The sequence below is a fragment of the Streptomyces sp. NPDC002324 genome, assembly GCF_053593335.1.
The window spans coordinates 16,797-37,988 of the sequence record NZ_JBSFCF010000063.1 but is presented as its reverse complement, the minus strand read 5'-3'; the positions used below and the strand labels follow the sequence as shown (position 1 = coordinate 37,988).

The 21,192-nt window shown below is 72.2% G+C and carries 24 protein-coding genes and 1 pseudogene; 14 read left to right on the top strand and 11 right to left on the bottom strand.

Annotated features, from left to right (window positions below; all coding sequences use genetic code 11):
- Positions 1 to 104: 104 nt before the first annotated feature.
- The 3 genes from ACWCRJ_RS42545 to ACWCRJ_RS42535 all read right to left on the bottom strand — a co-directional run bounded on the left by ACWCRJ_RS42545 (position 105) and on the right by ACWCRJ_RS42535 (position 2,342).
- Complete coding sequence (locus tag ACWCRJ_RS42545; protein WP_450944350.1) at positions 105 to 620, bottom strand: MarR family winged helix-turn-helix transcriptional regulator; 516 nt, start codon at positions 618 to 620, stop codon at positions 105 to 107.
- Between the two features lie 439 nt (positions 621 to 1,059).
- The gene (locus ACWCRJ_RS42540) at positions 1,060 to 1,992 is read right to left on the bottom strand and encodes an anti-sigma factor RsbA family regulatory protein (protein WP_450944349.1); all 933 of its coding nucleotides are present in this window, start codon (positions 1,990 to 1,992) and stop codon (positions 1,060 to 1,062) included.
- A complete protein-coding gene (locus ACWCRJ_RS42535; RefSeq protein ID WP_450944348.1) occupies positions 1,992 to 2,342 on the bottom strand; it encodes an STAS domain-containing protein in 351 nt (116 codons plus the stop codon). Before ACWCRJ_RS42535 ends, ACWCRJ_RS42540 begins: the two co-directional genes overlap by 1 nt.
- Before the next feature lie 728 nt (positions 2,343 to 3,070).
- Here ACWCRJ_RS42535 and ACWCRJ_RS42530 point away from each other — a divergent pair.
- Positions 3,071 to 3,433, top strand: coding sequence for an STAS domain-containing protein (locus ACWCRJ_RS42530; RefSeq protein ID WP_450944347.1), 363 nt, complete (start codon positions 3,071 to 3,073; stop codon positions 3,431 to 3,433).
- Between the two features lie 44 nt (positions 3,434 to 3,477).
- On the opposite strand, the gene ACWCRJ_RS42525 is transcribed toward ACWCRJ_RS42530, so the two are convergent.
- The 3 genes from ACWCRJ_RS42525 to ACWCRJ_RS42515 all read right to left on the bottom strand — a co-directional run bounded on the left by ACWCRJ_RS42525 (position 3,478) and on the right by ACWCRJ_RS42515 (position 5,560).
- Positions 3,478 to 3,786 (bottom strand): hypothetical protein, encoded by a 309-nt coding sequence (locus ACWCRJ_RS42525; RefSeq protein WP_450944346.1) that lies wholly within the window; start codon positions 3,784 to 3,786, stop codon positions 3,478 to 3,480.
- A gap of 442 nt (positions 3,787 to 4,228) precedes the next feature.
- Positions 4,229 to 4,675, bottom strand: a complete 447-nt coding sequence (locus ACWCRJ_RS42520; RefSeq protein WP_450944345.1) for an ATP-binding protein — start codon at positions 4,673 to 4,675, stop codon at positions 4,229 to 4,231.
- 522 nt (positions 4,676 to 5,197) lie between these two features.
- Positions 5,198 to 5,560: an STAS domain-containing protein gene (locus ACWCRJ_RS42515; protein ID WP_450944344.1), complete on the bottom strand. Its 363-nt coding sequence runs from the start codon at positions 5,558 to 5,560 to the stop codon at positions 5,198 to 5,200.
- A 342-nt stretch (positions 5,561 to 5,902) separates the two neighbouring features.
- Here ACWCRJ_RS42515 and ACWCRJ_RS42510 point away from each other — a divergent pair, with 342 nt between their 5' ends.
- Positions 5,903 to 6,073 carry a DUF5670 family protein gene (locus ACWCRJ_RS42510; protein ID WP_060904722.1) on the top strand — a complete coding sequence of 57 codons (171 nt, stop codon included), beginning with the start codon at positions 5,903 to 5,905 and terminating at the stop codon, positions 6,071 to 6,073.
- 515 nt (positions 6,074 to 6,588) lie between these two features.
- On the opposite strand, the gene ACWCRJ_RS42505 is transcribed toward ACWCRJ_RS42510, so the two are convergent.
- On the bottom strand, positions 6,589 to 7,218 hold the full coding sequence (locus ACWCRJ_RS42505) for a type III effector protein (protein ID WP_450944343.1): 630 nt from the start codon (positions 7,216 to 7,218) through the stop codon (positions 6,589 to 6,591).
- Between the two features lie 128 nt (positions 7,219 to 7,346).
- Between ACWCRJ_RS42505 and ACWCRJ_RS42500 the strand changes: the two genes are divergently transcribed.
- From ACWCRJ_RS42500 to ACWCRJ_RS42485, 4 genes and pseudogenes are all read left to right on the top strand, one after another.
- On the top strand, positions 7,347 to 7,778 hold the full coding sequence (locus tag ACWCRJ_RS42500; RefSeq protein WP_450944342.1) for an Hsp20/alpha crystallin family protein: 432 nt from the start codon (positions 7,347 to 7,349) through the stop codon (positions 7,776 to 7,778).
- A 135-nt stretch (positions 7,779 to 7,913) separates the two neighbouring features.
- Positions 7,914 to 8,144: pseudogene (locus ACWCRJ_RS42495) on the top strand (DUF2267 domain-containing protein); the annotation flags it as partial.
- A 57-nt stretch (positions 8,145 to 8,201) separates the two neighbouring features.
- Positions 8,202 to 8,645, top strand: a complete 444-nt coding sequence (locus tag ACWCRJ_RS42490) for a DUF2267 domain-containing protein (protein ID WP_450944341.1) — start codon at positions 8,202 to 8,204, stop codon at positions 8,643 to 8,645.
- Between the two features lie 263 nt (positions 8,646 to 8,908).
- Positions 8,909 to 9,277 carry an ANTAR domain-containing protein gene (locus ACWCRJ_RS42485; RefSeq protein WP_450944340.1) on the top strand — a complete coding sequence of 123 codons (369 nt, stop codon included), beginning with the start codon at positions 8,909 to 8,911 and terminating at the stop codon, positions 9,275 to 9,277.
- 27 nt (positions 9,278 to 9,304) lie between these two features.
- On the opposite strand, the gene ACWCRJ_RS42480 is transcribed toward ACWCRJ_RS42485, so the two are convergent.
- Entirely contained in the window at positions 9,305 to 9,724 is a 420-nt protein-coding gene (locus ACWCRJ_RS42480) for an SPW repeat protein (protein WP_450944339.1), read from the bottom strand.
- 223 nt (positions 9,725 to 9,947) lie between these two features.
- Here ACWCRJ_RS42480 and ACWCRJ_RS42475 point away from each other — a divergent pair, with 223 nt between their 5' ends.
- On the top strand, positions 9,948 to 10,178 hold the full coding sequence (locus ACWCRJ_RS42475) for a DUF6480 family protein (protein WP_450944338.1): 231 nt from the start codon (positions 9,948 to 9,950) through the stop codon (positions 10,176 to 10,178).
- A 37-nt stretch (positions 10,179 to 10,215) separates the two neighbouring features.
- Here ACWCRJ_RS42475 and ACWCRJ_RS42470 read toward each other — a convergent pair whose 3' ends face one another.
- Together ACWCRJ_RS42470 and ACWCRJ_RS42465 are read right to left on the bottom strand one after the other, a co-directional pair.
- A complete protein-coding gene (locus ACWCRJ_RS42470) occupies positions 10,216 to 11,034 on the bottom strand; it encodes an SDR family oxidoreductase (RefSeq protein ID WP_450944337.1) in 819 nt (272 codons plus the stop codon).
- 398 nt (positions 11,035 to 11,432) lie between these two features.
- Positions 11,433 to 12,647, bottom strand: a complete 1,215-nt coding sequence (locus tag ACWCRJ_RS42465) for an acyl-CoA dehydrogenase family protein (RefSeq protein ID WP_450944336.1) — start codon at positions 12,645 to 12,647, stop codon at positions 11,433 to 11,435.
- Positions 12,648 to 12,765: 118 nt separating this feature from the next.
- Between ACWCRJ_RS42465 and ACWCRJ_RS42460 the strand changes: the two genes are divergently transcribed.
- The 6 genes from ACWCRJ_RS42460 to ACWCRJ_RS42435 all read left to right on the top strand — a co-directional run bounded on the left by ACWCRJ_RS42460 (position 12,766) and on the right by ACWCRJ_RS42435 (position 19,694).
- Entirely contained in the window at positions 12,766 to 13,614 is an 849-nt protein-coding gene (locus ACWCRJ_RS42460; RefSeq protein ID WP_450944335.1) for an enoyl-CoA hydratase/isomerase family protein, read from the top strand.
- A 94-nt stretch (positions 13,615 to 13,708) separates the two neighbouring features.
- The gene (locus ACWCRJ_RS42455; RefSeq protein WP_450944334.1) at positions 13,709 to 14,341 is read left to right on the top strand and encodes a hypothetical protein; all 633 of its coding nucleotides are present in this window, start codon (positions 13,709 to 13,711) and stop codon (positions 14,339 to 14,341) included.
- The gene (locus tag ACWCRJ_RS42450; protein WP_450944333.1) at positions 14,338 to 16,980 is read left to right on the top strand and encodes a putative PEP-binding protein; all 2,643 of its coding nucleotides are present in this window, start codon (positions 14,338 to 14,340) and stop codon (positions 16,978 to 16,980) included. The genes ACWCRJ_RS42455 and ACWCRJ_RS42450 overlap by 4 nt, the downstream gene beginning before the upstream one ends.
- Positions 16,977 to 18,095 carry an acyl-CoA dehydrogenase family protein gene (locus tag ACWCRJ_RS42445; RefSeq protein WP_450944332.1) on the top strand — a complete coding sequence of 373 codons (1,119 nt, stop codon included), beginning with the start codon at positions 16,977 to 16,979 and terminating at the stop codon, positions 18,093 to 18,095. The genes ACWCRJ_RS42450 and ACWCRJ_RS42445 overlap by 4 nt, the downstream gene beginning before the upstream one ends.
- Before the next feature lie 19 nt (positions 18,096 to 18,114).
- Positions 18,115 to 18,543 (top strand): Zn-ribbon domain-containing OB-fold protein, encoded by a 429-nt coding sequence (locus tag ACWCRJ_RS42440; protein ID WP_450944331.1) that lies wholly within the window; start codon positions 18,115 to 18,117, stop codon positions 18,541 to 18,543.
- Positions 18,540 to 19,694: a thiolase family protein gene (locus ACWCRJ_RS42435; protein WP_450944330.1), complete on the top strand. Its 1,155-nt coding sequence runs from the start codon at positions 18,540 to 18,542 to the stop codon at positions 19,692 to 19,694. Before ACWCRJ_RS42440 ends, ACWCRJ_RS42435 begins: the two co-directional genes overlap by 4 nt.
- Before the next feature lie 43 nt (positions 19,695 to 19,737).
- On the opposite strand, the gene ACWCRJ_RS42430 is transcribed toward ACWCRJ_RS42435, so the two are convergent.
- Positions 19,738 to 20,388, bottom strand: coding sequence for a TetR/AcrR family transcriptional regulator (locus tag ACWCRJ_RS42430; protein ID WP_450944329.1), 651 nt, complete (start codon positions 20,386 to 20,388; stop codon positions 19,738 to 19,740).
- Positions 20,389 to 20,532: 144 nt separating this feature from the next.
- Here ACWCRJ_RS42430 and ACWCRJ_RS42425 point away from each other — a divergent pair, with 144 nt between their 5' ends.
- The gene (locus ACWCRJ_RS42425) at positions 20,533 to 21,144 is read left to right on the top strand and encodes a TetR/AcrR family transcriptional regulator (RefSeq protein WP_450944328.1); all 612 of its coding nucleotides are present in this window, start codon (positions 20,533 to 20,535) and stop codon (positions 21,142 to 21,144) included.
- The last annotated feature ends 48 nt before the right edge of the window (positions 21,145 to 21,192 follow it).

The window sequence follows — 21,192 nt, the reverse complement described above, 5'->3', positions numbered from 1 at the left end:
GACGAGCGGGAGGATCATCTCGTCGACGGGGATCTCGTCCAGGGTCCGGCCATGGTCACCCGCCCCGCACCAGCCGCCCGCCGTCATACCTGAGGCGCTCTGGCTCACGAGGCTGACCGGCCGGGCTGTTTCGACGCCCGCGCGGCCGACGCCGGCGTCTGACCCGCGGCCTTGCGCTCCGCGTCCAGAGCGCGTCCGGCCGCCCGCAGCGTACTGAGGACCGCGGTCACCTCGCGTACCGACTCCTCAGGAATCACCGACCCGATCCGCAGTTCCAGCTCCTCCTCGAAGACCTTCAGCGCCCCGTCCACCAGCTTCCGCCCCTCAGGGGTGAGCTCGACGATCGAGGAACGGCGGTCGTTCGGATTGGCCCTCCGCCCACACAGGCCCGCCGCCTCCAGCCGGTCGACGACCTTGCTCGTGCCGCCCACCGTGATCGAGAACTCCTCCGCGATGTCCTGGATCCGCCGCCCGGGCTGCCGCAGTAGCAGGTGCAGCACCTCGAACGAGGTCAGCGCCAAGTCGTACTCGGCCCGCAACCGCCCCTCGATGCCGTCCCACAACTCGATCTCCAGCGAGACCAGTTCCCGGTACAGCAGCTTCAGGTCAGTGTCAGCCATCACTCATCTTCCAAAGAATTATCTTCCGCAGACAATTAATTGTAGGTCACCGGTATCGGGACACTCGGCAAACGTCGGGGTTTTGGCGCCGAAGAGGGCAGCGGCCAAGATCTCAGCCGGTCACTGGTGGTAGAGGGCTGGTTATGTGCCGAACGTGGCCTGCGTCGGCATTGTGCGCCCCGCAACGCGGGTTCCTAAATCCGGCCTGCTACGAGTGAGTCGCCTGGCTGTGGACGGGCTGCGGTGGGGTAGAGACCCGGGCGGGTTCGGCGTCGGCTCAGCAGCCTGGTCACGGCAAGGTTGATGGTGCACTTGCGTTGCCTGGGGCACGGTCAGCTGCCGATCAGGCGGCGCCGCCTGGAATCGTAAGATCGTTGCGGCGTGAAAGCGGAAGCGGGGCGGGCGGCCACCCGGACAGGAGGGCCGCCCACTTCTGCGGTTACAGGCCGAGGTAGAAGCGCACGGTCGTGCCGTCGTCGCCGGTGTGCATACGCACCAGGTCGGCCACGTAGTGGACCAGCATCAGGCCCCGGCCGCCCAGCTGGCCGCGCTCCGGCGGGCGGCGGCCGGCCAGCGGATCGGTCAGCCGGCCCGCATCGCGGACCTCACACACCAGCTGCCCCTGCTCGGCCCAGATGGCGAGTGTCCCGCGGCCTCCGCCGTGGACCACGCTGTTGGTCGTCAGCTCCGCGACAGCCAGCTCCACATCCATCAGCCGCTCCCCGGCCAGGCCCAGCCGCGTCGCTTCAGCGAGAGCGAACTTGCGGACCGCCGGAAGGTCCTCACCGGCGTAGGAGAAGGCCGCGGCGTCGGGTGCAGGCGCAAGCGCCTGGTTGTACCGGTCGACGACCGCCTGCCAGTCGTAGACGTCGCTGACCGACTCACGTCCCTCCCCGCTGATGACGGTCGGGTGGGTGATCTTCGCATCGGCGATCACCTGTGGGTCCAGCCGCACCTCGTCGTAGGGGCACAGGATCGTCACCGCCCGGCCCTCGAACGCGGCATTGATCAGCGCCTCGTGCTGCGCGCACGCCGGGTACTCCACCGCGCTGCGCCCGGCCCAGATCGGCTCGCCGATGATCCGCACACGCCCGTTCGGGTGGGCGTCGGCGAATCCGCGCAGCACCTTGGGGATGATCCGCCCCGGATTGCGGCCGGCCTCGGTCATGTCCAGGAACAGGATGCCCTCGGCGTCCCCGCCCAGACCTGCCTTGATCAGCTCCAGGTTGGGGCCGGGCACCGCCACGGCCATCGGCTCGCCGTTGGTCAGGCCCTCGCGCAGGAAGGCCACCGTCTGCTGGGTGTACTCCTGCTCGGTGCGGTAGAACAGGGCAGGGTGCACGAACGCCTCGTGGGTGGTCACCGTGCTCATCACAGAGCCACCTCGATCCGCTCCAGGCCCGGCCAGAACATCTCCAGAACCCGCGGCAACTGCGGCGGGGGATTCTCCACCACAACCCTCCCGTCGGGCAGGTTCATGGCGGTGACCGCCAGCGCACTCACCCCGGCCACGTCGACGAACGCCACATCCGACAGTTCCACGTACGACACGCCAGCGTGGCGCCGGGCCAGCTCGGACAGGGCCTGCTCCCACGCCGGGCGAGTGAGGGAGCTGATCTCACCGCGGGCACGTATCCCGGAACGACCGGGCAACGGGCTCACCTCCAACTCGGCCCTCCCGGGCTCCGTGGCGGGCCCGCCCACCGCATGTGGGGCATCCACGCTCGGACTCCTTCACATCAAGCCGCCTGCCGACAGGCAGGGGAAAAGCTCCTCCCGATCGGGCAGTGTATCCAGGCGGCAGAGACGCCTGGTCCGTAAGTGGGAGCGAGCATGCCTCGCCGGCGGGGTGCCTGCAGGCCGGGCAAAGCGTGTGGCCCGCGGAGGTGACGACGGTTCCCCACTCATGGCAGTCCTTGCAGTCCTTGGCCAAGGAAAGGTCGGGGCGAGGGGCCGGGACCGGGGGGACCGGGGGGACCGGGGGGACCGGGGGGACCGGAGGAACCGGGGGGACCGGAGGAACCGGGGGCCACTCAGACGCAACGTGGCGCGGGTTCGGGCTCGAGGGCTCGAGGGCCGGAAAGCCGCGCGGCGGCACGTTCATCGATGCCGTGCCGCCGCGTCACTCACCTCGGCGCCACCCGTCGCGCCGCACCGCATGTGCCCGCATCGAGCTGATCTACGCGCTCCCGAGGCTCATCGTCAGCGCGGGAATGTCCTGGAAGCAGTTGGTGACTCGCCCCCCGGTGGGGTTGGGAAGCAAGCCCTACGCGGGTGTCCTCCGGAAGCTACTGCCGGGGGACTCACGCGTAGTGACGCGCTGGAACGGAGGGATGCTGACGAGAGCTGTTTTTGCGCCCTGGTTGCGAGCGCATTACCCGCTCTGTACCGGGCAGCAATGCAGGTGAAGGTCCTGGTGTGCCAGTATCACCGGCATGGCTGAGGGAGAGATGGCGGACACCGAACCAGCTGTGCAGCCAGGCCAGTTGTCGGTGGTTTCCGCAGCCACCGACGGCATCCGGGTGCTGACCTTGGCGGGAGAGATCGACCGCGACACCGGCCAGCCGCTCCGCCAGGCCCTGGACGCCACCGGAACTGCCCGCCCCCGCATTGTGGTCGATCTGAGCCGGGTCACCTTCATGGACTCCACCGGCATCAACATCTTCATCGCCGCCCACCGCAGCCTCACCGAGGCCGGCGGCTGGATACGCCTGGCCGCACCGACCGATGCCGTGATGCGCCTCCTGCAGATCGTCGGCGTCGACGCCGTCATCGACTGCCACGAAGCTCTCCGCGAAGCTCTCAGCAACTGACCAACTCACCGATCCCCATACCGGCCAGGTGCTGCCCGACCGGCTCAGTGCTGAGGGTGATCGCGCTTGGGCAGATAGAGGGGACTGAGCCGGCGCCAGTAGCCGTGCACGAGGTCTTCGGCCTCCTGCACCGCCCGCTGAGCGCGTGACGCGTTTGTCGGCAGGCGTTGCTCGGCTTGGACTGCGGTGGATCCCGTGCGCCACACTTTCCTCAGCGCCATCCAGCGCGAGACATGGCGGGATACGGCAGCAGTGCGCGGCCTGCCGCTTCGGCCCGCCAGGCACCATCGCGCGAGCAGTATCGCGGCCACCACCGACAATGCGCTGGCGGCATAGACCTCATGACCGGCCACTGGCTCCTCCTGCCGGGCACCCGCACGGACGGTGCCGGGTTCATGTGCCCCGGCATCGCACCGTCAACGTCACCATTGGGCCAAGAACCCTCACACTCGTCACCGGAAGGTGAGGGCCGACACCCAGGCGGCCAGCAACACGCTCGTCGGCCTGCTCCACCGGTCGTGCGCGGCCATCCATGGACAGGCTGGTCGGCCGGGTGGGGCAGCCGGGGAACGCTGGAGATCACGCTGGCCGAACCCGAACCCGAACCCGAACCCGAACCGGTCGTGGACGTCAGCGTCGACGCCGCAACCCTGCCGGTGCGCCACCTTGCATGGCTGCAGCGTCGCCGCCATCCGGATCTCTCCCCCACCGACGTCGGCCCCCTTTGTAGCCGGCCGCTTCCCGCAGGCGGCAGGTCGGCAGGTCGGCAGGCGGGTCGGCAGGAAGCGCCAGCCGCTACTGGGGGCGGCGCCCGGTGATGTCCCCGCCCGGGTCGTCGGGCAGGGCGATGCGGGCGGTGACGCGTTTGCCGACCGGCTCCCGCTGGACTTCGAAACCCTGGGCGACGGCCATGACGATCTCCAGACCGTGCTGGCCGACCCGCCCCGCATCAGCGGCCCGGGCCACCGGCAGGACCGGATCGCTGTCCCACACCATGATTTCCACCAGATCCCCCGCGATGCGCAGTTCCATCAGCACCGGTCCGGGGGCGTATTTGCGGGCATTGGTGACCAGTTCGCTGACCACCAGCTGGGTCAGGTCCATCGCACGAGCGGACACCGGCAGCCCGTGCTCGGCCTGCACACGGGTGAGAAAGGCCGCCGCGTGGTGGCGTGCCTCGGCGATACAGGACCCGTCGCCGTCCAGGGCGATGGTCTCCTGTATCGGAGGGGCGCCAGACATCACGCTGTCCTCACCATCGGGAACTGATTCCACCAGATCCACCCTTTTCCCCCGTTCACCCGCCTGCGCATACCCCGGACTCCGCCTCGCATGCCCGTGAGCTCGGATACGCAGAGGGCCGTAGGAGTGTTCACGAGTATCGGGCAGGCTCCCCCGTCCATCCTGTCGGGACCCCGAGCCCCCACACCGTCACGACCGAACTCACCGAGCTCCGGCTGTCCTTCGACGGCGCGGTACCGCCGCGGACCGTGGCGGCGTGCCCCTCAGGGACTCCTACGGCATCAACGTCTGCGTGGCCGCCAAACCAGGTCGTGGCCGACCCTCAGGGATCACAGGCGCGGGGCTACCACGGAGGAGAGCGCTGTGCTGAGCCGCTGGACAGTGGTACGCGTTCCGTCGCGCAGCCGTACGGCGAGCGCCATCGGGTGGCGGGCTGTGCAGGTGAAGTCGACCACGGTGATCGACCATGTCCGCGTGGCGGAGCTTCGCCCCCGAGCGGACCGGCGAAGTCGTGAGGCGGGGTCAGGCGGCCGTGGCCTGCTCGACGGTGGGGTGGCAGGGGATGAGCTGGTCCAGGCCGACGAGGCGAAGGACCCGCAGCACCGGATCCCGGGCGCCGGCAATGCGCAGCCATCCCTGAGCGTCGCTCATGCTCTGGTGGGCGGCGAGGAGGGTGTTGATGCCGCTGGAGTCGAGGAAAGTCACGCCGCTGAGGTCGAGCACCGTCCGTGTGCTCGTATCCCCGTCGGGGAGCAGGGTCTGCCTGAGCTGGTCGCGGTTGCTGTGGTCGATTTCGCCGCGCAGGGTGAGCAGGTGGATGTCGCCGATAGTGGTGTGGTCGATCGACAGCCGGCCTGGCCGGGCTGCTCCGTGGGTCTCTGTCACCGTCTCCTCGACTGTGCTCGCTGGTTTGCGCTTGGTTCCCGACACGGTGTGCGCCGACAGCCTGCCCGGATGCTACGGCGGACAACCGTTCGGGTGAATGGGGGGCAGCAGGAGGAAATCCGGCACGACCGCTTTCCGATGGTGCGGACAGCCTGATGCCTGGCGCCCAGCCGATACACGGCACCGTGGCCCTGGACGTGATGGAGCCCGCATCGCCGTATGAGGCCGGGCTGGCTGCGGGCCGTCCGGTCCGATGCCCCGAGCGGCGGATAAGAAACAAATAAGTTCTCGGCGTGTGCGGAGAACAGGCCGGGGCACACGGCGGGACGGAGGTCGATAACTATGGTTCCCCTGCTACTCGTTCTGCTGCTCGCCCTGATCCTCTTCGGCGCCGGGTTTGCCCTGAAGGCCCTGTGGTGGATCGCCGTGATCGTGCTGGTGATCTGGCTGGTCGGTTTCCTCGCCCGCTCCACCGGACCGAGCGGGACGCGAGGCCGCTGGTATCGCTGGTAATCCCCGTCGGTATCACGCCAGATGGGAGTGGGGGCGCACCGATCACCGGTGCGCCCCCACCGCCATGTCCGGGTGTCTCTCACGTCCTGTACACCCGACTGGTTGTATCGCCGGTCTTCTCTGGGGGTACGCGCCCGGTCAGGCCCGGGGCCGGTACCTGTGCCGGAATGGGAACCCTGGCACCTCCAGCAGGAACCGGCCTCGGGCCGCACCATGGGCAGCTTCAGCGGCAGGCTGCCGACGATCCGGCGTTCAGCGGTGCCGATTGCGGACAAGGTGCTGTTCTATCAGTGCACCGCCATCGCGCCCGTCAAGCGGTACGGGTCGTATTGCTGATCCTCGCCCGGAGCTGTCCCGGGAGCGGATGACTCCCACCTCGTCCTCGCCGCTGCGGGGGCCAGGCCCGGTGCCCGAGGCGGAAGGCGCACGGTCGGCGGCGGCAGGCGCGGCCGGATCGCATCCAGAAGAGCGACAGGCCCGGCGTCGTCGGCGGGCGGCTGGATCGTGGACTCGTACTACGGGGTGGTGAGGGTGTCGAGCCGGGCGGCGAGGTCGGGATGGGCGGCGGCCAGGTGGGGTCGGGTGGCGGTCAGGGGGGCGATGAGGTCGGCGGGGTCGTCGTGGGCGAGGGCCGCGTGAAGCTCGCCGACAGGGCGACGGGCGCAGGGGGGAAGGTCGGTGAGGGCGGTGATCTGGCCGGCGAGGCGGCGCAGGTCGGCGGCGTTGCGGCGGGCCCGGGCGGCGGTGCTCCGTTCGGCGGCCCGGGCCTGGCGGGTGGCCGTCACGCGCTGCTCGCCGGTGGTGCCGGCCGGGCCGGGGCGGCCACGCAGGTAGCGTCGCTCGGCAGCCTGGCGGCTGGCGACGCCGAGGGGGTGAGCGAGGTCGGCCCAGCTGGCTCCCGCGTCGCGGGCTCTTTCGATCAGGCCGGTCTCCCATCCGGCGAGCTGCTCGCGGAGCTGCCGCAGCAGCATCAGGGAGGCCAGTGCCTGCTCCGGGTCCGGCCCGGTGTCGGGAACGTTCGGGGCCTCGTACCGGGCGGCGCGCAGGGCGTCGTCGATGGCGTGAAGGGCCGCCGCCGCGGCGAGAAACGACGCCGGACGGTGGGTCTCGGCGCTGGCCGGGGACGGCTGGTCGGCAGGGGTCACGGGCACCTCCTTCAGGTAGTCATCGTGTCGACGACATCAGGTTTGTCATCCATTGGATGACATGTTACAACGGTGTCAGTGAGGCGCATTGGCAGCAACTGCCTGAACCTGCTGGAGGTGTTTTCACGATGTTGATGCGCACTGACCCCTTCCGTGAGCTGGACCGGCTGGCGCAGCAGCTGATGGGCCCGGGGACCTGGTCGAAGCCGTCGGCCATGCCGATGGACGCCTACCGCGAGGGCGACGAGTACGTGGTGGCCTTCGACCTGCCCGGCATCCCCGTGGACGCGATCGACATCGACGTCGAGCGGAACATGCTCACCGTCAAGGCCGAGCGGCGGCCGGCGGCGAAGGCCGACGACGTGCAGATGGAGCTGTCCGAGCGGCCGCTGGGCGTGTTCTCCCGCCAGATCGTGCTCGCCGACACCCTCGACACCGAGCACATCCAGGCCGACTACGACGCGGGCGTGCTCACCCTGCGCATCCCGATCGCCGAGCGCGCCAAGCCCCGCAAGATCTCCGTCGGCGTCGGATCAGGCCACAAGGAGATCTCCGGCTGACACCGGCCGGACGAGGTGCGGAGGACGGGCCCCCGGTCCCCCTCACCCCGCCCTCCGCACCCCGTGGGCAGGCCGAGAAACAAGGAGGGGCGGCGGCCGGTACGACTCTGCGACGCGAAGCGTTCCTCGACCACCGCCCTGATTCTGCTCGACCCGCTGCGGAGCGCCGAACCGCTGCCGCCGGAGCGGTTCGTCCGGGCGACCGCAGTCTGGATCGAGAGCACCACCGAACAGACCGCTGCGGGGGACGTCAGCGCCGTGCTGTCCACGGTCGCCGACACGGCCGGTGAGGACCTGCTGGGGCAGATCCTGCTGCAGCTCCCCCTCGGCTACGACCTCCTCTTCGGCCGCCCCCAGCCCACCTGACCCAAACCTCGGTGCCGCACGCCGGCACCCCAGCTTCCATGAAAGGCATGCACCGCAGTGATCACCGACGTGCGCGAACCGCTTGAGCACCGGCACTCGTACTCGACGGCGTACGAGCAGATGCTGGAGAAGGTCCGCTACGAAGGCGCCTACCCCACCCGTGAGCGAGCCGATGTAGCCGTCCGCCTGGTCCTTGCCGGACTGGGGCGCCAGCTCACCGGCGACGAACGCGTCGATCTCGCCGCCTGTCTGCCCCGGGAGGCCGCACGTGTCCTGACCGCGCAGATCCCCGACCCCCAGCCGCGGACCGGCTGGGCCTTCGTCAAGGATCTCGCCGCCCGCTCCGGCGCCTCCCTGGCCACCACCCGCTGGGACACCGGGTCCGTCTTCTCCGCCGTCGCCGCCCACGCAGACCCCGACCTCCTCACCCGCATCCTCCACCAGCTGCCCGCCGGCTACGCCCTGCTGTTCGGCCGCGCCGAACTCACCCCGGCCGCGTGAACGAGCCGTGCCCTTCCAGCACCAGGAAGTATCGGAGAGGCGCTGCGTGCACGGTTCGTCCACCTGCAACGGGCGAGTGTGAGAGAGGCGTGGGTGGCCACCCGGGCATGGGTTGGGACAGCAGCCCCTTCGGCCCCTTCGCCGCCGCGGCGGCGAAGGGAGGCCGTCGGCATCGGCTGCAAGGATGCAGGTGTAGAGGTCGTGGTGCAGTTCGGGCGGGGCAGATGTGCGAACGCCCCCGCCTCCGGATTCCGAGGATCGCCATGCATGCACCACACGAACCGTCCACCCCTGATGATCAGGCGCTCCGGGCGAAGACCGCGCGGCTGGAAGAGGAGAACGCCCAGCTACGCCAAGCGGTCGACTCACACGCGGTGATCGATCAGGCGATCGGTGTGTTGATCGCGGTGCACCGGGTGCCCGCCGCCGACGGGTGGGACGTGCTGCGCGAGGTGTCGCAAAACTCCAACGTCAAGCTTCACACCGTCGCCGACGAGGTCACCGGCTGGGCTCTGGGCAAGCCGATGTCGGTGCGGGTCCATCAGGAACTGGAGGCCGCTCTGCACCGCTGGCGGCTGTGTGACGCCTCAGACTGCCGGTCCCAGGAGAGCAGACATGGACGATCCAGGTGAACGCACTCGTCAGGGCCGCCCGCTGTGTCAGCGGTCTGTCCGGGCCGTAAGGCCGCGGCCGGTCCTGTCGGTCTTGCCGGCGGCGGCGCTCGCGGCCAGTGCGAGCAGCAGTGCGATGACGCCGACGATGATGTTGTTGACAATGGTGCGTGTGGTGTCCACCTCTCCCGCCACCACCCAGGGAGCGAAGACGGTCCAGGCGCCCAGCAGCGCGGCCGCCCACGCCCTGGCGTGGGTGCGCTCGTAGGCGTGGCCGAAGCCGCTGAGCAGGAACGCGTACGCGATACCGGTGATCAGATTGTTGATGGCCAGGGTGTTGAAATCATTGAAGCCCGCGATCCAGGGCGACGCGGCCAGGTACAGGCCGGTGACCAGGGCCAGTGCTTCCACGGCCTGCCCCTGCTGGGTCGAGGCAGCCCGCTCGGCGCGGGCGTGACGCTCGCGCATCTCCCAGAGCGGGGCGCACTACCCGGCCGATGTGGCCGCCGGGGTCGCGATCGGACTGGTCGGTGCGGACCTGGTCCGGGTCGCACCGCGGCTCCTGCGGGGGTGGTTCTGACGGCGGCGCCGCCGCGCGGCGGCCGGTGGTCGTGTGGGTTCCCGCGCCCCTGGGTACCCGGCCGGTCGAGAGCCGGTACGCACCCTCCACTCCACGGAAGAAGCGTGTGCCATGACCACTCCTGATCCCAACCCGCGACGCGCCCCGGGGGTCCAGCAGGGCGGCGGTGTGTCACCCGGTGAGACCCCTCCCGGCGAGGGGGGCACCTACGGCATCTCCCACCCGGAGCCGCCCGAGCTGCGCGGCAAAGGATGGGGCGCCATGCCCATCGTCCTGATCATGGTCGTGGCGGCTCTGGTGGCGATCGGGCTCATCGGGATGGCCGTGACCCTGATCGTGTGACGCGCCCGTGCGCGACCGCGGGCTCGGCGCGCCCCGCTCAAGGGCGCCGCCAGCCGTCGTCCGGGAGATGACTGCCGGCCTGCGGGCCCATCCGCAGCATCCCGCCGTCCACCGCCCAGGAGGCCCCGGTGACGTACGAGGCGTCCTCCCCCGCGAGGAAGGCGATCACGGCCGCGACCTCGCGGGCGTCGCCCGGGCGGCCCAGCGGCACACCGGGGCGCTGTACGGAGGTCACGTCGGTGTCCTCCTGGCCCGTCATCGGCGTGGCGATCTCTCCGGGAGCGACGGAGTTGACGGTGATCCCGTGCTCGGCCAGCTCCAGCGCCATCACCTGCGTGAGCAGCCCGAGCCCGCCCTTGGCCGCGCAGTACGGCGCCGCTCCCACCCTCGGCTGATGCTCGTGCACGCTGGTCACGTTGACGATCCTGCCGCCGTCCCCCTGCGCGATCATGTGACGGGCGGCGCGCTGGGAGCACAGGAACGGGCCCACGAGATCGATGTCGACGACCTCACGCACGGTGTCGAGTTCCAGGTCCAGGAAGGGCGTCATGGTGCCGGTCCCCGAATTGTTGACCAGCACGTCGACCCTGCCCAGCCGCTCGGCCAGCCGGTCGACTACGTCGGCGGCCTCCGGAAGCCGGGTGAGGTCCAGGTGCTCGATCTCGGCGCGGCGCCCGGTCCGGCGTATCTCGTCCGCCGTCCGCCGCGCACCTTCCTCGTCCGTGTGCCAGGTGACGCCGATGTCCATCCCGGACTCGGCCAGCCGCACCGCGGTCGCGCGGCCGATCCCCGAATCGGATCCGGTGACCAGGGCCACGGGGGTGGCGGGGCCCGGGGCGGCGTCGTTCGGCTTCATGTCGGCTCCCGTGCGTGATCGGCTTCGGCGGACGGCCACCGGATGAACGGGGCGGGTGGACCCGTCGCGACGGACCCGGCGGTCGCCGCCGCTGCCGGGGCTGTTCGCCGTCGATCACCTGCGGGTACCCGCGCGTGCCGGGATGAAGACCCGCACCCGGGCGGGTCGTCGACGTCGATCGGACCCGGCGCGAGGAGGTCCGACGCGCGGCGCCGACTGCTGTCCGGGGCGGCAGCGACTGACCATCGCCCCTCGCTCGCCGTCCAACCCCGGGGTACGGGTGCGCGGTCAGGGCGGCCCCGGGTGCCGGTGCGATCCCGGGTGACCGCCCCCTCGGCTGGCCCCCGACGCCGGTGTCCGGCGCCCCCCACGGGTCAGCGGGCCCCTCGTCGACGCCATCAGCCGGTGGCGTCCGCGGTCGGCTGCCGGTAGGGCCGCACGGCGCGGCGTGCGATGGCGAAGCGGTGGGTCTCCGACGGGCCGTCGTAGATCCGGAACGGCCGCACCTCCCTGAGCAGTCGGGCCAGCGGGGCGTCGGCGGCCGAGATGCCGAGGGCTCCGCAGATCTGCACCGCCCGGTCGACCACCCGGTTCACGGCCTCCGCCACGAAGGTCTTGGAGATCGAGGTGAGTTGGGCGGCGGCGGCCGAGCCGGTGTCCAGCTCCCAGGCGGTGCGCAGGATCAGGGCGCGGCTCGCCTCGATGTCGATCTCGGAGTCGGCCAGCATCTGCTGCACCATGCCGAGGTCGCCGAGGACGGAGCCGAACGCCGTGCGGCTGCCCGCCCGTTCCAGTGCGACGTCCTGGGCGCGCCGCGCGGCGCCCAGCCAGCGCATGCAGTGCGTCATCCGGGCGGGCCCGAGCCTGACCTGGGCACCCGCGAAGCCCTCGCCGACCGCGCCGAGCACCTGGTCCTCCCTCACCACGCAGCCGTCGAAGACGATCTCGCTGTGCCCGGCGAAGAGTCCTTCGTCCAGGGTCTCGATGTCCCGGGCGATGGTCATGCCGTCCGTGCCCGCGTCGACCAGGAACATGGTGGCGCCGCCCGGGTCGCCGGGGATCCCGGAGGTGCGGGCCATGACGATGGTGAAGGCGGCGCCGTGGGCCCCGCTGATGAACCACTTGCGCCCGTCGATGCGCCAGCCGCCGGGAACACGGGTCGCGGTGGTCCGCAGGGAGCGGGGATCGGCCCCGGCTCCGGGGGCCGGTTCGGTCATGGCGAAGCAGGAGCGGACCTCGCCGGCGGCGAGCGGGCGCAGATAGCGCTCCTGCTGCTCCTCGGTGGCCACCTTCTCCAGCAGATGTGTGTTGCCCTCGTCGGGCGCCGCGCAGTTCAGCGCCAGCGGCCCGAGGAGCGAGTAACCCGCGGCTTCGAACACCGCCGCCTGCCCGCGCAGGTCGAGTCCGTGTCCGCCCCACCGCACCGGCACGTGCGGAGCGAACACGCCCGCCTCACGGGCGCCCTTCTGGAGGGTTTGCCGCAGGTCCTCGGGGGCGTCGTGGACGGACCCGCCGCACGCGCGCTCGGCCGGGATCACCACGTCGCGGACGAACGCGGACGTGGACGCGGCAAGTTGGGCGACCGTCGGATCGACGTCGAACTGGATGGGCACGGGACCTCCCGCCGAAGGGCGTACGGGCACCGGGTCCCGTCGCGTCTAGAAACTGTATAGCGTCTTCAGTATCTTGCCGAGAGAACCCGGCGACGGGAAGACGACAGGAGACACGTCCATGAGCAACTCCACGAGTCCCGAGCCGGTCCGCGTCGTCCGCCACCCCGACGGGGTGGTCGAGGTGCGGCTGGACGATCCCGGGCGGGGCAACGCCCTGGACCTGGCGACGGCCGAGGCGCTGCGGGACACCACGGCCCGGCTGGCGGCGGACCCGGGCGGCGCGGTCCTGCTGCGGGCGACGGGCGGCACGTTCTGTGTCGGCGGTGACCTGCGCGCCTTCGCCGGCCTCGGCGAGGGGACGAGCGCCTATGTGCACGCCGTGGCGACGGCCGCCCACGCCGCGATACAGGCCCTGCACGCACTGCCGGTGCCGGTGGTGACCGCCGTGCGCGGCGCCGCCGCGGGCGGCGGGGTCGGGCTCGCCCTGGTGGGGGACATCGTCCTCGCGGCCCGGTCGGCGCGGTTCCGGCTGGCGTACACGGACGTGGGGCTCACGCCGGACTGCGGGGCCTCCTGGTTCCTGCCCCGGCTGGTCGGCCCCCGGCCGGCGGCCGACCTGATCCTCACCAACCGGGTCCTGACCGGGGACGATGCCGAACGATGGGGCCTGGTCTCCCGGTGCGTCGAGGACGGGGAGCTGGACACCGCCGCCCACCGCACCGCCGCCGGCCTGGCCGCCGGCGCCACCGACGCGCTGCGCGCCGCGAAGGCCCTGCTGCGCGGCCGGGACGAGGACTCCCTGGCCGCCCATCTCGCCGAGGAGGCGCGGCAGATCGCGGCCCTGGCGGGCCGGCCGGAGGCACAGGTGCGCATGGCCTCGTTCCTCGCCGACCGGGACCGCGCGCGGGACCGCGCACGGACGGGCGACGGCCGGGCCCGCCCTCGGGACACGGAAAGTGTTTCTTGAATCCCTCTTCACTAACAGGCCCGCCGGAGCGTAACCTCCGGGCAACACAGAACCGAGGAACCGGTCACCACAGAACCGGGGAAAAGGTGTGGCGATGCAATCTGCTGCCGTGGACCTTCCGGACGCTTCCGACGAGACGCTCACCGAAGCCGTCGTGGACCTCGTCCTGCGGGGCATGTGGCGTGGCAGGCCCGAGTCGGAACACCGCCCCCTGGTCGACGCCGGGCTGGCGATGGTGAAGGGCCCGCTCGTGCTGCCGACCGAGCGCGCCAAGGCCGTCGCCGCACAGATCCTGCGCATCGGGCCGGGCTCGGCCGAGGAGCAGCAGATCACCACGGCGTACGAGGCGTTCCTGCCGGTCAACCGGAAGATCCGCGAGGTGTGCACGGCCTGGCAGTGCCGCCCCGACGGCACCGTCAACGACCACTCCGACAGCGTCTACGACGCCGGGGTGCGCGAGTCGCTGGAGGACGTGCACGAGGCCATCCAGCCCGTGCTGCGCAGGCTGGAGCGGGTTCTCGCGGGCAGCGGGCGGTATCTGACCGACCTGGAGGAGGCCCTCGACCACTTCGACGACGGCGCGGTGAAGTGGCTGGCCTCGCCGTTGTGCGACTCGTACCACACCGTGTGGATGCGGCTGCACCAGGAGCTGCTGCTCGTGCTGGGCATCAGCCGGGCCGAGGACGAGGCCCGGGAAGAGGAACTGGTCACGAGGAGCCGGGGTTGAGCGTCACCGACCGCGGGCCGGGGCCCTTCGCGCGGCCCGAGGCCCCACTCGTCCCGGCTGACACCGAGACACCGCCCACCCCGTCTCCCGAGGCCCCCGGCCGGGTCCTGGTGCCCTACGGGCAGGGGCGCAGCCGGGGGCTCGACGCCGCGGAGCTGGGCGCCCACGGCGCGGCGATGGACCGGCTGGTGGCCCTCGGGCTACCGGTCGTCCCGGGCCTCACCGTGCCGGCGGGGGCCGCCGCCTCCCTGTGCGAAACCGGAACCGCCGAAGCCGCCGTCGGCCTGGTCGAACAGCTCGCGGGACGACGGATCGGCGACACCACCCGCCCCTTGCTGCTGCGCCTGTCGGCGAGCGCCCCGACCGAGATCGCCGGACTGCCGCCCGACCTCGCCTGTATCGGTGTCACCGCCACGGGCGCCGACGCCCTGGGCGCCGTCATCGGGCGCGGGGACGCCCTGTTCGAGGTCTGGGCGGCGACCGTGCGGATGATCGCCGAGCACGCCCTCGACGTACCCGGCGCGGTGCTCGACGACGCCCTCCTCGACACACCCGAGCCGCGGGCGCGGGTCGCCGCGCTGCTCGCCCTGGTCGCTCGGCACGGAACCCAGCCCTTCCCCGACGACCCGGCCCGGCAGCTCGCCCTGGCCGCCCGTGCCCTTCTCGCCCGGTGGGACGCGCCCCGGGCCAGAAGGTCCCGCAAGGCGCAGCGGCTCCCCGCGGATCTGGGGATCGCCCTGCACGTACAGGCACTGCGCATCGGCCCGGCGGACCGCTCGGGCCACGGCACGGCGGTCAGCCGCCATCCCGAGACCGGTCGGCTCTCCCCTCACGGCTCGTTCTTCCGGGGCGTGCGGCGCAGCGCCCCACCACCGCACACCGGGGAACCGCTCGACCGCCTCGCGGGCGGCAGGGCCCTGCTGGAGCACTCGCTGCTCACCCTCGAACGTCATCTGCACGCGCCCGTCTCCGTCGACTTCGAGGTGCGCGACGACGAGATCTCCCTGCTCGCCGCCTCCGCCCAGCAGCGGCCGCCGCTGCGGGCCTCGGTGTGCCTGGCGGCCGACCTGGCCCGCGACGGCGCGCTCGGCCCCGAGGAGGCCGTCCTGCGGATCGGCCCCGCACAGGTGCAGGAGCTGCTGCACCCTCAGTTCCGGCTGACCGGTGACGAGGACCTGCTGGTGAAGGGGCTGCCCGCCTCGCCCGGCGCGGCGACCGGTGTGGTCGTGCTGTCCAGTGAACGCGCCCTCGAACGGTCCGCGGACGGCACCCCGGTCGTGCTCGTGGCCCACGAGACGACCCCGGCGGACGTCCCCGGCATGCTGGCCTCCGCCGCCGTACTCACCGGCACCGGCGGCATCGCCTCGCACGCCGCCGTGGTGGCACGGGGCGCCGGCAAGCCCGCGGTGTGCGGCGCGGAGGGGCTGCGCGTGGACCGGGCCGCCGGGACGGTGAGTATCGGCGACCGGGTGCTGCGCGAGGGCGACCCCGTGTCGCTGGACGGCCGTACCGGCGCCGTCTACGCGGGAACGCTGAGCGTCAGCGTCGCCGGCCCCCCGCCCGAACTGTCCACCCTGCTCACGTGGGCGGACGGCATGCGCCGACTGGGCGTACGGGCCAACGCCGACACCGCCGCCGAGGTCGGCACCGCCGTCGCCCTGGGCGCGGAGGGGGTCGGACTGTGCCGTACGGAGCACCAGTTCCTCGGCGACCGGCTGCCGCTGATCCGCCGGGTGATCCTCGCCGCCGACCCGGCCGCGCGCGACGAAGCGCTGGTGGCGCTGGAACAGGCACAGCACGAGGACTTCCGGGCGCTGCTGGCCGCCGTCGGCGACCGCCCGGTGACCGTGCGCCTGTTGGACGCCCCGCTGCACGAGTTCCTGCCCGCGCCCGGCCACGCCCTGGACGCGGCCGAGGAGCAGCGGGCCGCGGCGCTGCGCGAGGCGAACCCGATGCTCGGGCTGCGCGGGGTGCGGCTGGCGCTGCTGCACGAGAGGCTCTACCCCGCGCAGGCCGAGGCGCTCTTCGCCGCCTGGGCGGACGTCGCCGCCACCGGGGTCCGGCCCGAGCTGGAGGTGATGATCCCGCTCGTCAGCCTGCCGGAGGAGCTGGCCGCCGCGGCCACGTACGTGCGCCGGGCCGCCGAGGCCGTCGCCGCGCGCACCGGAGTGGAGGTGCCGTACCGGCTCGGGACGATGATCGAGACCCCGCGGGCCGCGCTGCTGGCCGGGGAACTCGCCGAGCACGCCGAGTTCTTCTCCTTCGGCACCAACGACCTCACCCAGTTGACCTACGGCTTCTCCCGCGACGACGTCGAGCGCCAGGTGCTCGCCACCTATCAGGAGCGCGGCCTTCTGCACGCCAACCCCTTCGCACGGCTGGACCCGCACGGGGTGGGCGCCCTGATCGCCCTGGCCGTCGAGCGGGCCCGGAGCGTGCGGCCCGACATCAAGCTGGGCGTGTGCGGGGAGCACGGCGGGGATCCGGAGTCGATCGCGTTCTGCGACGGCCTCGGCCTCGACTACGTCTCCTGTTCCGCGCACCGCGTGCCGGTGGCCCGGATGGCGGCCGCGCACAGTGCCCGGCGCGAGCGCCACGACGAGAGCGACAGCGGGAGCGGGAGCGGGAGCGCACGATGACGAGCACCATGACGGGCGGCACGGCCCTGTCGGACGCCGAGCTGGACGACCTGCGCGAGACCGTACGGTCGGTGTGCGCGGACGCCGGGGGGACCGCGGCGGTGCGGCGGCTGCCGGAGCACTCCCCCGGCATCGACGCCGCGTTGTGGGACACCCTCGGCCGGCAGGTCGGCCTCGCCGCCCTCGGGCTGCCCGAGGCGGCCGGCGGCATCGGAGGTCTCGCCGAGATCGCCGTGGTCTGCGAGGAGCTGGGCCGAACACTGGCACCGGTGCCGCTGCTGTCCTCCACCGTGCTGGCCGGGCAGGTGCTCGCCGGCTGCGGTACGGCCGACAGGGCGCTCGCCGAGCTGGCCGAGGGCGCGGTGCACGCCCTGGCGGTGGCGGCGCCCGACGGGACGTGGCGGCCCGGGGCCGTGCCGGTCGCCGTCTCCTGGCAGGGCGGGGCCCCGGTCCTCGACGGCACCGCGCCGTTCGTGCTCGACGGCGCCGACGCCCGGGCGCTGGTGGTCGCCGCTGCCGGTGCCGACGGCGTGGACCTCTTCCTCGTCGACCCGGGCGGGCCGGGGGTCGCGGTCCGCCGGGTGCCCACCCTGGACCTCAGCCGGGGCCAGGCCGTGGTCACCTTCACGGGCGCCCGGGTCCGGGCCCTGACCGCCAAGGGCGAGGGGGCGCAGGTCGTCTCCCGGGCCCTGGACGTGGCCCTCGTCGCCCTGGCGGCCGAGCAACTCGGCGGCGCCCAGGCGGCGTTGGACATGACGGTCGCCCATGTGCGGGACCGTACCCAGTTCGGCAGGGCGATCGGCGGGTTCCAGGCGGTCAAGCACACCTGCGCCGACATGCTGCTCCAGGTCGAGGGCGCCCGCTCGGCGGTGACGCGCGCCATCCGGGTGGCCCACTCGCCCGAGGCACTGGCCGAGGCGGCGGCGGTGGCCCAGGCGTGGGCGTGCGAGGCCTTCGTGTCCGTCGCCGCCGAGTGCGTGCACCTGCACGGCGGGATGGGCTTCACCTGGGAGCACGACGCCCATCTGTACTTCCGGCGGGCCCAGTCCGACGCCGTCCTGCTGGGCGGCGCCGCGCACCACCGGGAACGGCTGGCCGGGCTGCTGAGCTGGTGACGTGAAAGGCGGAACCGGTATGACCACCCGACTCATCGACGACTCGCTGTTCGACGACGGGGCCGACGGGGCCCCACCGCGCCTCGTGGGCGCCCGCTGCCCGGGGTGCCACACGGTCGTCTTCCCCCGTCAGGACTCGTGCCCCAGGTGTTCGGACGGGCCCATGGCCGGTCATGTGCTGCCGGTGAGCGGTCGGGTGTGGTCGTGGACGCTCCAGGCGTTCCCGCCCAAGCCGCCCTACCGGCCGCCGGCCGGCGCCCACCGGCCGTACCACGTCGGCTATGTCGACCTCGGTGAGGTGCTGGTCGAGGCGCGGCTGGCGGTTCCGCGCGCGGAGATCCGGATCGGGCTGCCGGTGCGGCTCACCATGGTGCCCGCCTACCACGACGACGACGGAACCGAGGTCCTGACCTTCGCGTTCCGGCCGGACAGGGAAGGGGAGCGATGAGCCGGACCGACGACGTCTACGTGGTCGGATGCGGGATGCATCCCTTCGGCCGCGACGAGAGCGTCACCGGGATGGACATGGCCGAGCGGGCGGTCCGCGAGGCGCTGGCCGACGCCGGGGTCGCCTGGGAGGACATCGGTCACGCGGCCGGCGGCTCCGACGTCTCCGGCAAGCCCGACACCCTGGTGGGCCGCCTGGGCCTGACCGGAGTGCCGTTCGTCAACGTCCAGAACGGCTGCGCCACCGGCGCCTCCACCGTGCTCGCGGTGGCCAACGCGCTGCGCGCGGGCGAGGCGTCCGTCGGCCTCGCGGTGGGGTTCGACAAGCACGAACGGGGTGCCTTCCACGTCTCCGCGGCCCGCTACGGCCTGGGCGACTGGTACGCCGAGACCGGCATGATGCTGACCACCCAGTTCTTCGCCCTGAAGACGCGGCGGTACCTGCATGAGCACGGCATCCCGGAGCGGGCGCTGGCGGCGATCGCCGCGCGGGCCTTCCGCAACGGCTCGCACCACCCCCTGGCCTGGCGGCGCAAGCCGCTCACGGAGCGGGAGATCCTGGACTCCGCCGAGGTCAGCCCCCCGCTCACCCAGTACATGTTCTGCTCACCGGGCCAGGGCGCGGCGGCGCTCGTGCTGGCGCTCGGCGACCGCGCCTTCGACCTGTGCGAGCGCCCCGTCAGACTGGCGGCGCTGGCGTTGCGCACCCGGCGGTTCGGCTCGTTCGAGGTGTTCTCGCCCTGGCTGCCGCCGGGGCCGCACCGCAGCCCCAGCGTCGATGCCGCCGAGGCCGCCTTCCGCACCGCCGGTGTGCGGCCCGCGGACGTGAAGGTCGCCCAGTTGCAGGACACCGACAGCGGCTCAGAGCTGATCCACCTGGCGGAGACCGGACTGTGCGGGCACGGCGAACAGGAGGAGCTGCTGGCCCGCGGGGACACCGACCCCACCGGCCGGATACCGGTCAACACCGACGGCGGCTGTCTGGCCGGCGGGGAGCCGGTCGGCGCCTCCGGGCTGCGGCAGTTCCACGAGGTCGTACGGCAGTTGCAGGGCCGGGCACCGGGCATCCAGGTACCGGGTGCTCCCCGGGTGGGTTTCACGCATGTGTACGGGGCGCCCGGTATCAGCGCCTGCTCGGTCCTCACGGTGTGAGGGCGGGCGGCCGTGTTGGGAGGCGCCGCCCCCGTGGGACGCCTCAGGAGCGGGCCGGGGCCGGTTTCTCCTCGGCGACGATCCGCAGCGCCAGCGCCCTGACGGCCTCCAGCACGGCCCGGGAGGACATCTGCGACAACGGGCCCCCCTCCGCCCGCAGTGCCGTGACGAGCATGGTCGTGCTGATCAGGGTGCGGACCGCGAGCGCCTGCGTGGCGTGCCGGGCCTTGGCGGCCCGGGGGCTGCGGGTGGTGCCCTCGGGCAGGTAGTCGTAGCCCCGCTGGATGTGACGCTGCTCGAACTCGTCGCGCAGGGCCTTGACGCTGCCGCTCGCGGAGGCGAACTGGACCTGGTAGAGGCGGGCCTCGTCCGGGTTGCGCTCCACCCAGTCCCATACGGCGTCGATGACGCGCAGCAGACCCTCCGCGTCGCCGGGCTCGGACTCCGGCCGGGCGGCCTCCACGACCGCGTTCAGCTGGTCGAAGACGCGGCGCATCGCGAGTTCGAGCAGCTCCTCCTTGCCGTCGAAGTGGTAGTAGACGGCCGTGGGCACCACCTGGGCCTCGGCCGCGATGTCCTGGATGCTGGTCTCCGCGAAGCCGTTGCGGCCGAACACCCGGACCGCGGCGGTGATGATGTGCTGCCGTCGCGAGGGGCGGTGGGCGGGCTGCTTGCCGTTCTTCGTGGTGGCCATCGTGCTCCCCTGGCGACTGCCGTGGACCCGCGTCCATGGATCCTCTGTACTGACCATGTTATCCAGTAACTCCAACCGGCCGGCGGTGGAATTGTTGCCGCACATGGACCTCCTGAGCATCGAGGTCCCGGCATACTTGACATCATGACGACATCCGGGACCCGCGCCGCTCACCGTCCGTCGCGCAAGCAATGGGTGATCGAGGCAGCCACGGAGCTGTTCGCGACCCAGTCGCCGGACGAGGTGACGGTGGCCGACATCGCCGCCCGTGCGGAGATGACCTCGGCGGCGGTGTACTACCACTTCTCCTCCAAGGACCAGGTCCTGGCGGAGGGGATGCGGGTGTTCGCCGCCGCGCTGCGCGAGCAGCTGAAGGCACTCACCGAGGCCCACGAGCCCGGCACGGACATCGGGCCGACCGTCACCACGCTGCTGGCGTGGCTGGGTGAGCAGCGGTCCGCCGCCACCGTCTTCTTCGTGTCGTCGGCCGGCATGAGCCAGGAGGCGGAGGCGCTGCGCCAGCAGAGCCGCGCGGACCTGCTGGCCGAACTGGTACGGCTGATCCACAAGGCCCGTACGTCGGCCTCCGAGCCGGAGGCGGCGGTGATCGGCCTGGGCCTGCTGGCGCTGCTGGAGACGGCGGCGATCTCGCAGGTCCGGGGTGACGACGTGTACCGCTCGCTCGGGCACCGCTCGTTCGTCCGCGAGGTCGGCGACCTCGCGGAGCGGATCGCGGACCCGGCCGCGGCCGAATAGCCCGGCGGCGACCGGGGTTGCCGGTCGCCGCCGGGCTGTCCGGCCGTC

Excerpts from the sequence above, each read along its gene's own strand:
- ACWCRJ_RS42460 (WP_450944335.1), top strand. The coding sequence starts at position 12,766 with ATGAGCAACTCCACGAGTCCCGAGCCGGTCCGCGTCGTCCGCCACCCC.
- ACWCRJ_RS42470 (WP_450944337.1), bottom strand. The coding sequence starts at position 11,034 with ATGAAGCCGAACGACGCCGCCCCGGGCCCCGCCACCCCCGTGGCCCTG.
- ACWCRJ_RS42445 (WP_450944332.1), top strand. The coding sequence starts at position 16,977 with ATGACGAGCACCATGACGGGCGGCACGGCCCTGTCGGACGCCGAGCTG.
- ACWCRJ_RS42440 (WP_450944331.1), top strand. The coding sequence starts at position 18,115 with ATGACCACCCGACTCATCGACGACTCGCTGTTCGACGACGGGGCCGAC.
- ACWCRJ_RS42520 (WP_450944345.1), bottom strand. The coding sequence starts at position 4,675 with ATGTCTGGCGCCCCTCCGATACAGGAGACCATCGCCCTGGACGGCGAC.
- ACWCRJ_RS42475 (WP_450944338.1), top strand. The coding sequence starts at position 9,948 with ATGACCACTCCTGATCCCAACCCGCGACGCGCCCCGGGGGTCCAGCAG.
- ACWCRJ_RS42545 (WP_450944350.1), bottom strand. The coding sequence starts at position 620 with ATGGCTGACACTGACCTGAAGCTGCTGTACCGGGAACTGGTCTCGCTG.
- ACWCRJ_RS42435 (WP_450944330.1), top strand. The coding sequence starts at position 18,540 with ATGAGCCGGACCGACGACGTCTACGTGGTCGGATGCGGGATGCATCCC.
- ACWCRJ_RS42485 (WP_450944340.1), top strand. The coding sequence starts at position 8,909 with ATGCATGCACCACACGAACCGTCCACCCCTGATGATCAGGCGCTCCGG.
- ACWCRJ_RS42425 (WP_450944328.1), top strand. The coding sequence starts at position 20,533 with ATGACGACATCCGGGACCCGCGCCGCTCACCGTCCGTCGCGCAAGCAA.
- ACWCRJ_RS42540 (WP_450944349.1), bottom strand. The coding sequence starts at position 1,992 with ATGAGCACGGTGACCACCCACGAGGCGTTCGTGCACCCTGCCCTGTTC.
- ACWCRJ_RS42500 (WP_450944342.1), top strand. The coding sequence starts at position 7,347 with ATGTTGATGCGCACTGACCCCTTCCGTGAGCTGGACCGGCTGGCGCAG.
- ACWCRJ_RS42430 (WP_450944329.1), bottom strand. The coding sequence starts at position 20,388 with ATGGCCACCACGAAGAACGGCAAGCAGCCCGCCCACCGCCCCTCGCGA.
- ACWCRJ_RS42530 (WP_450944347.1), top strand. The coding sequence starts at position 3,071 with ATGGCGGACACCGAACCAGCTGTGCAGCCAGGCCAGTTGTCGGTGGTT.
- ACWCRJ_RS42480 (WP_450944339.1), bottom strand. The coding sequence starts at position 9,724 with ATGCGCGAGCGTCACGCCCGCGCCGAGCGGGCTGCCTCGACCCAGCAG.
- ACWCRJ_RS42510 (WP_060904722.1), top strand. The coding sequence starts at position 5,903 with ATGGTTCCCCTGCTACTCGTTCTGCTGCTCGCCCTGATCCTCTTCGGC.
- ACWCRJ_RS42455 (WP_450944334.1), top strand. The coding sequence starts at position 13,709 with ATGCAATCTGCTGCCGTGGACCTTCCGGACGCTTCCGACGAGACGCTC.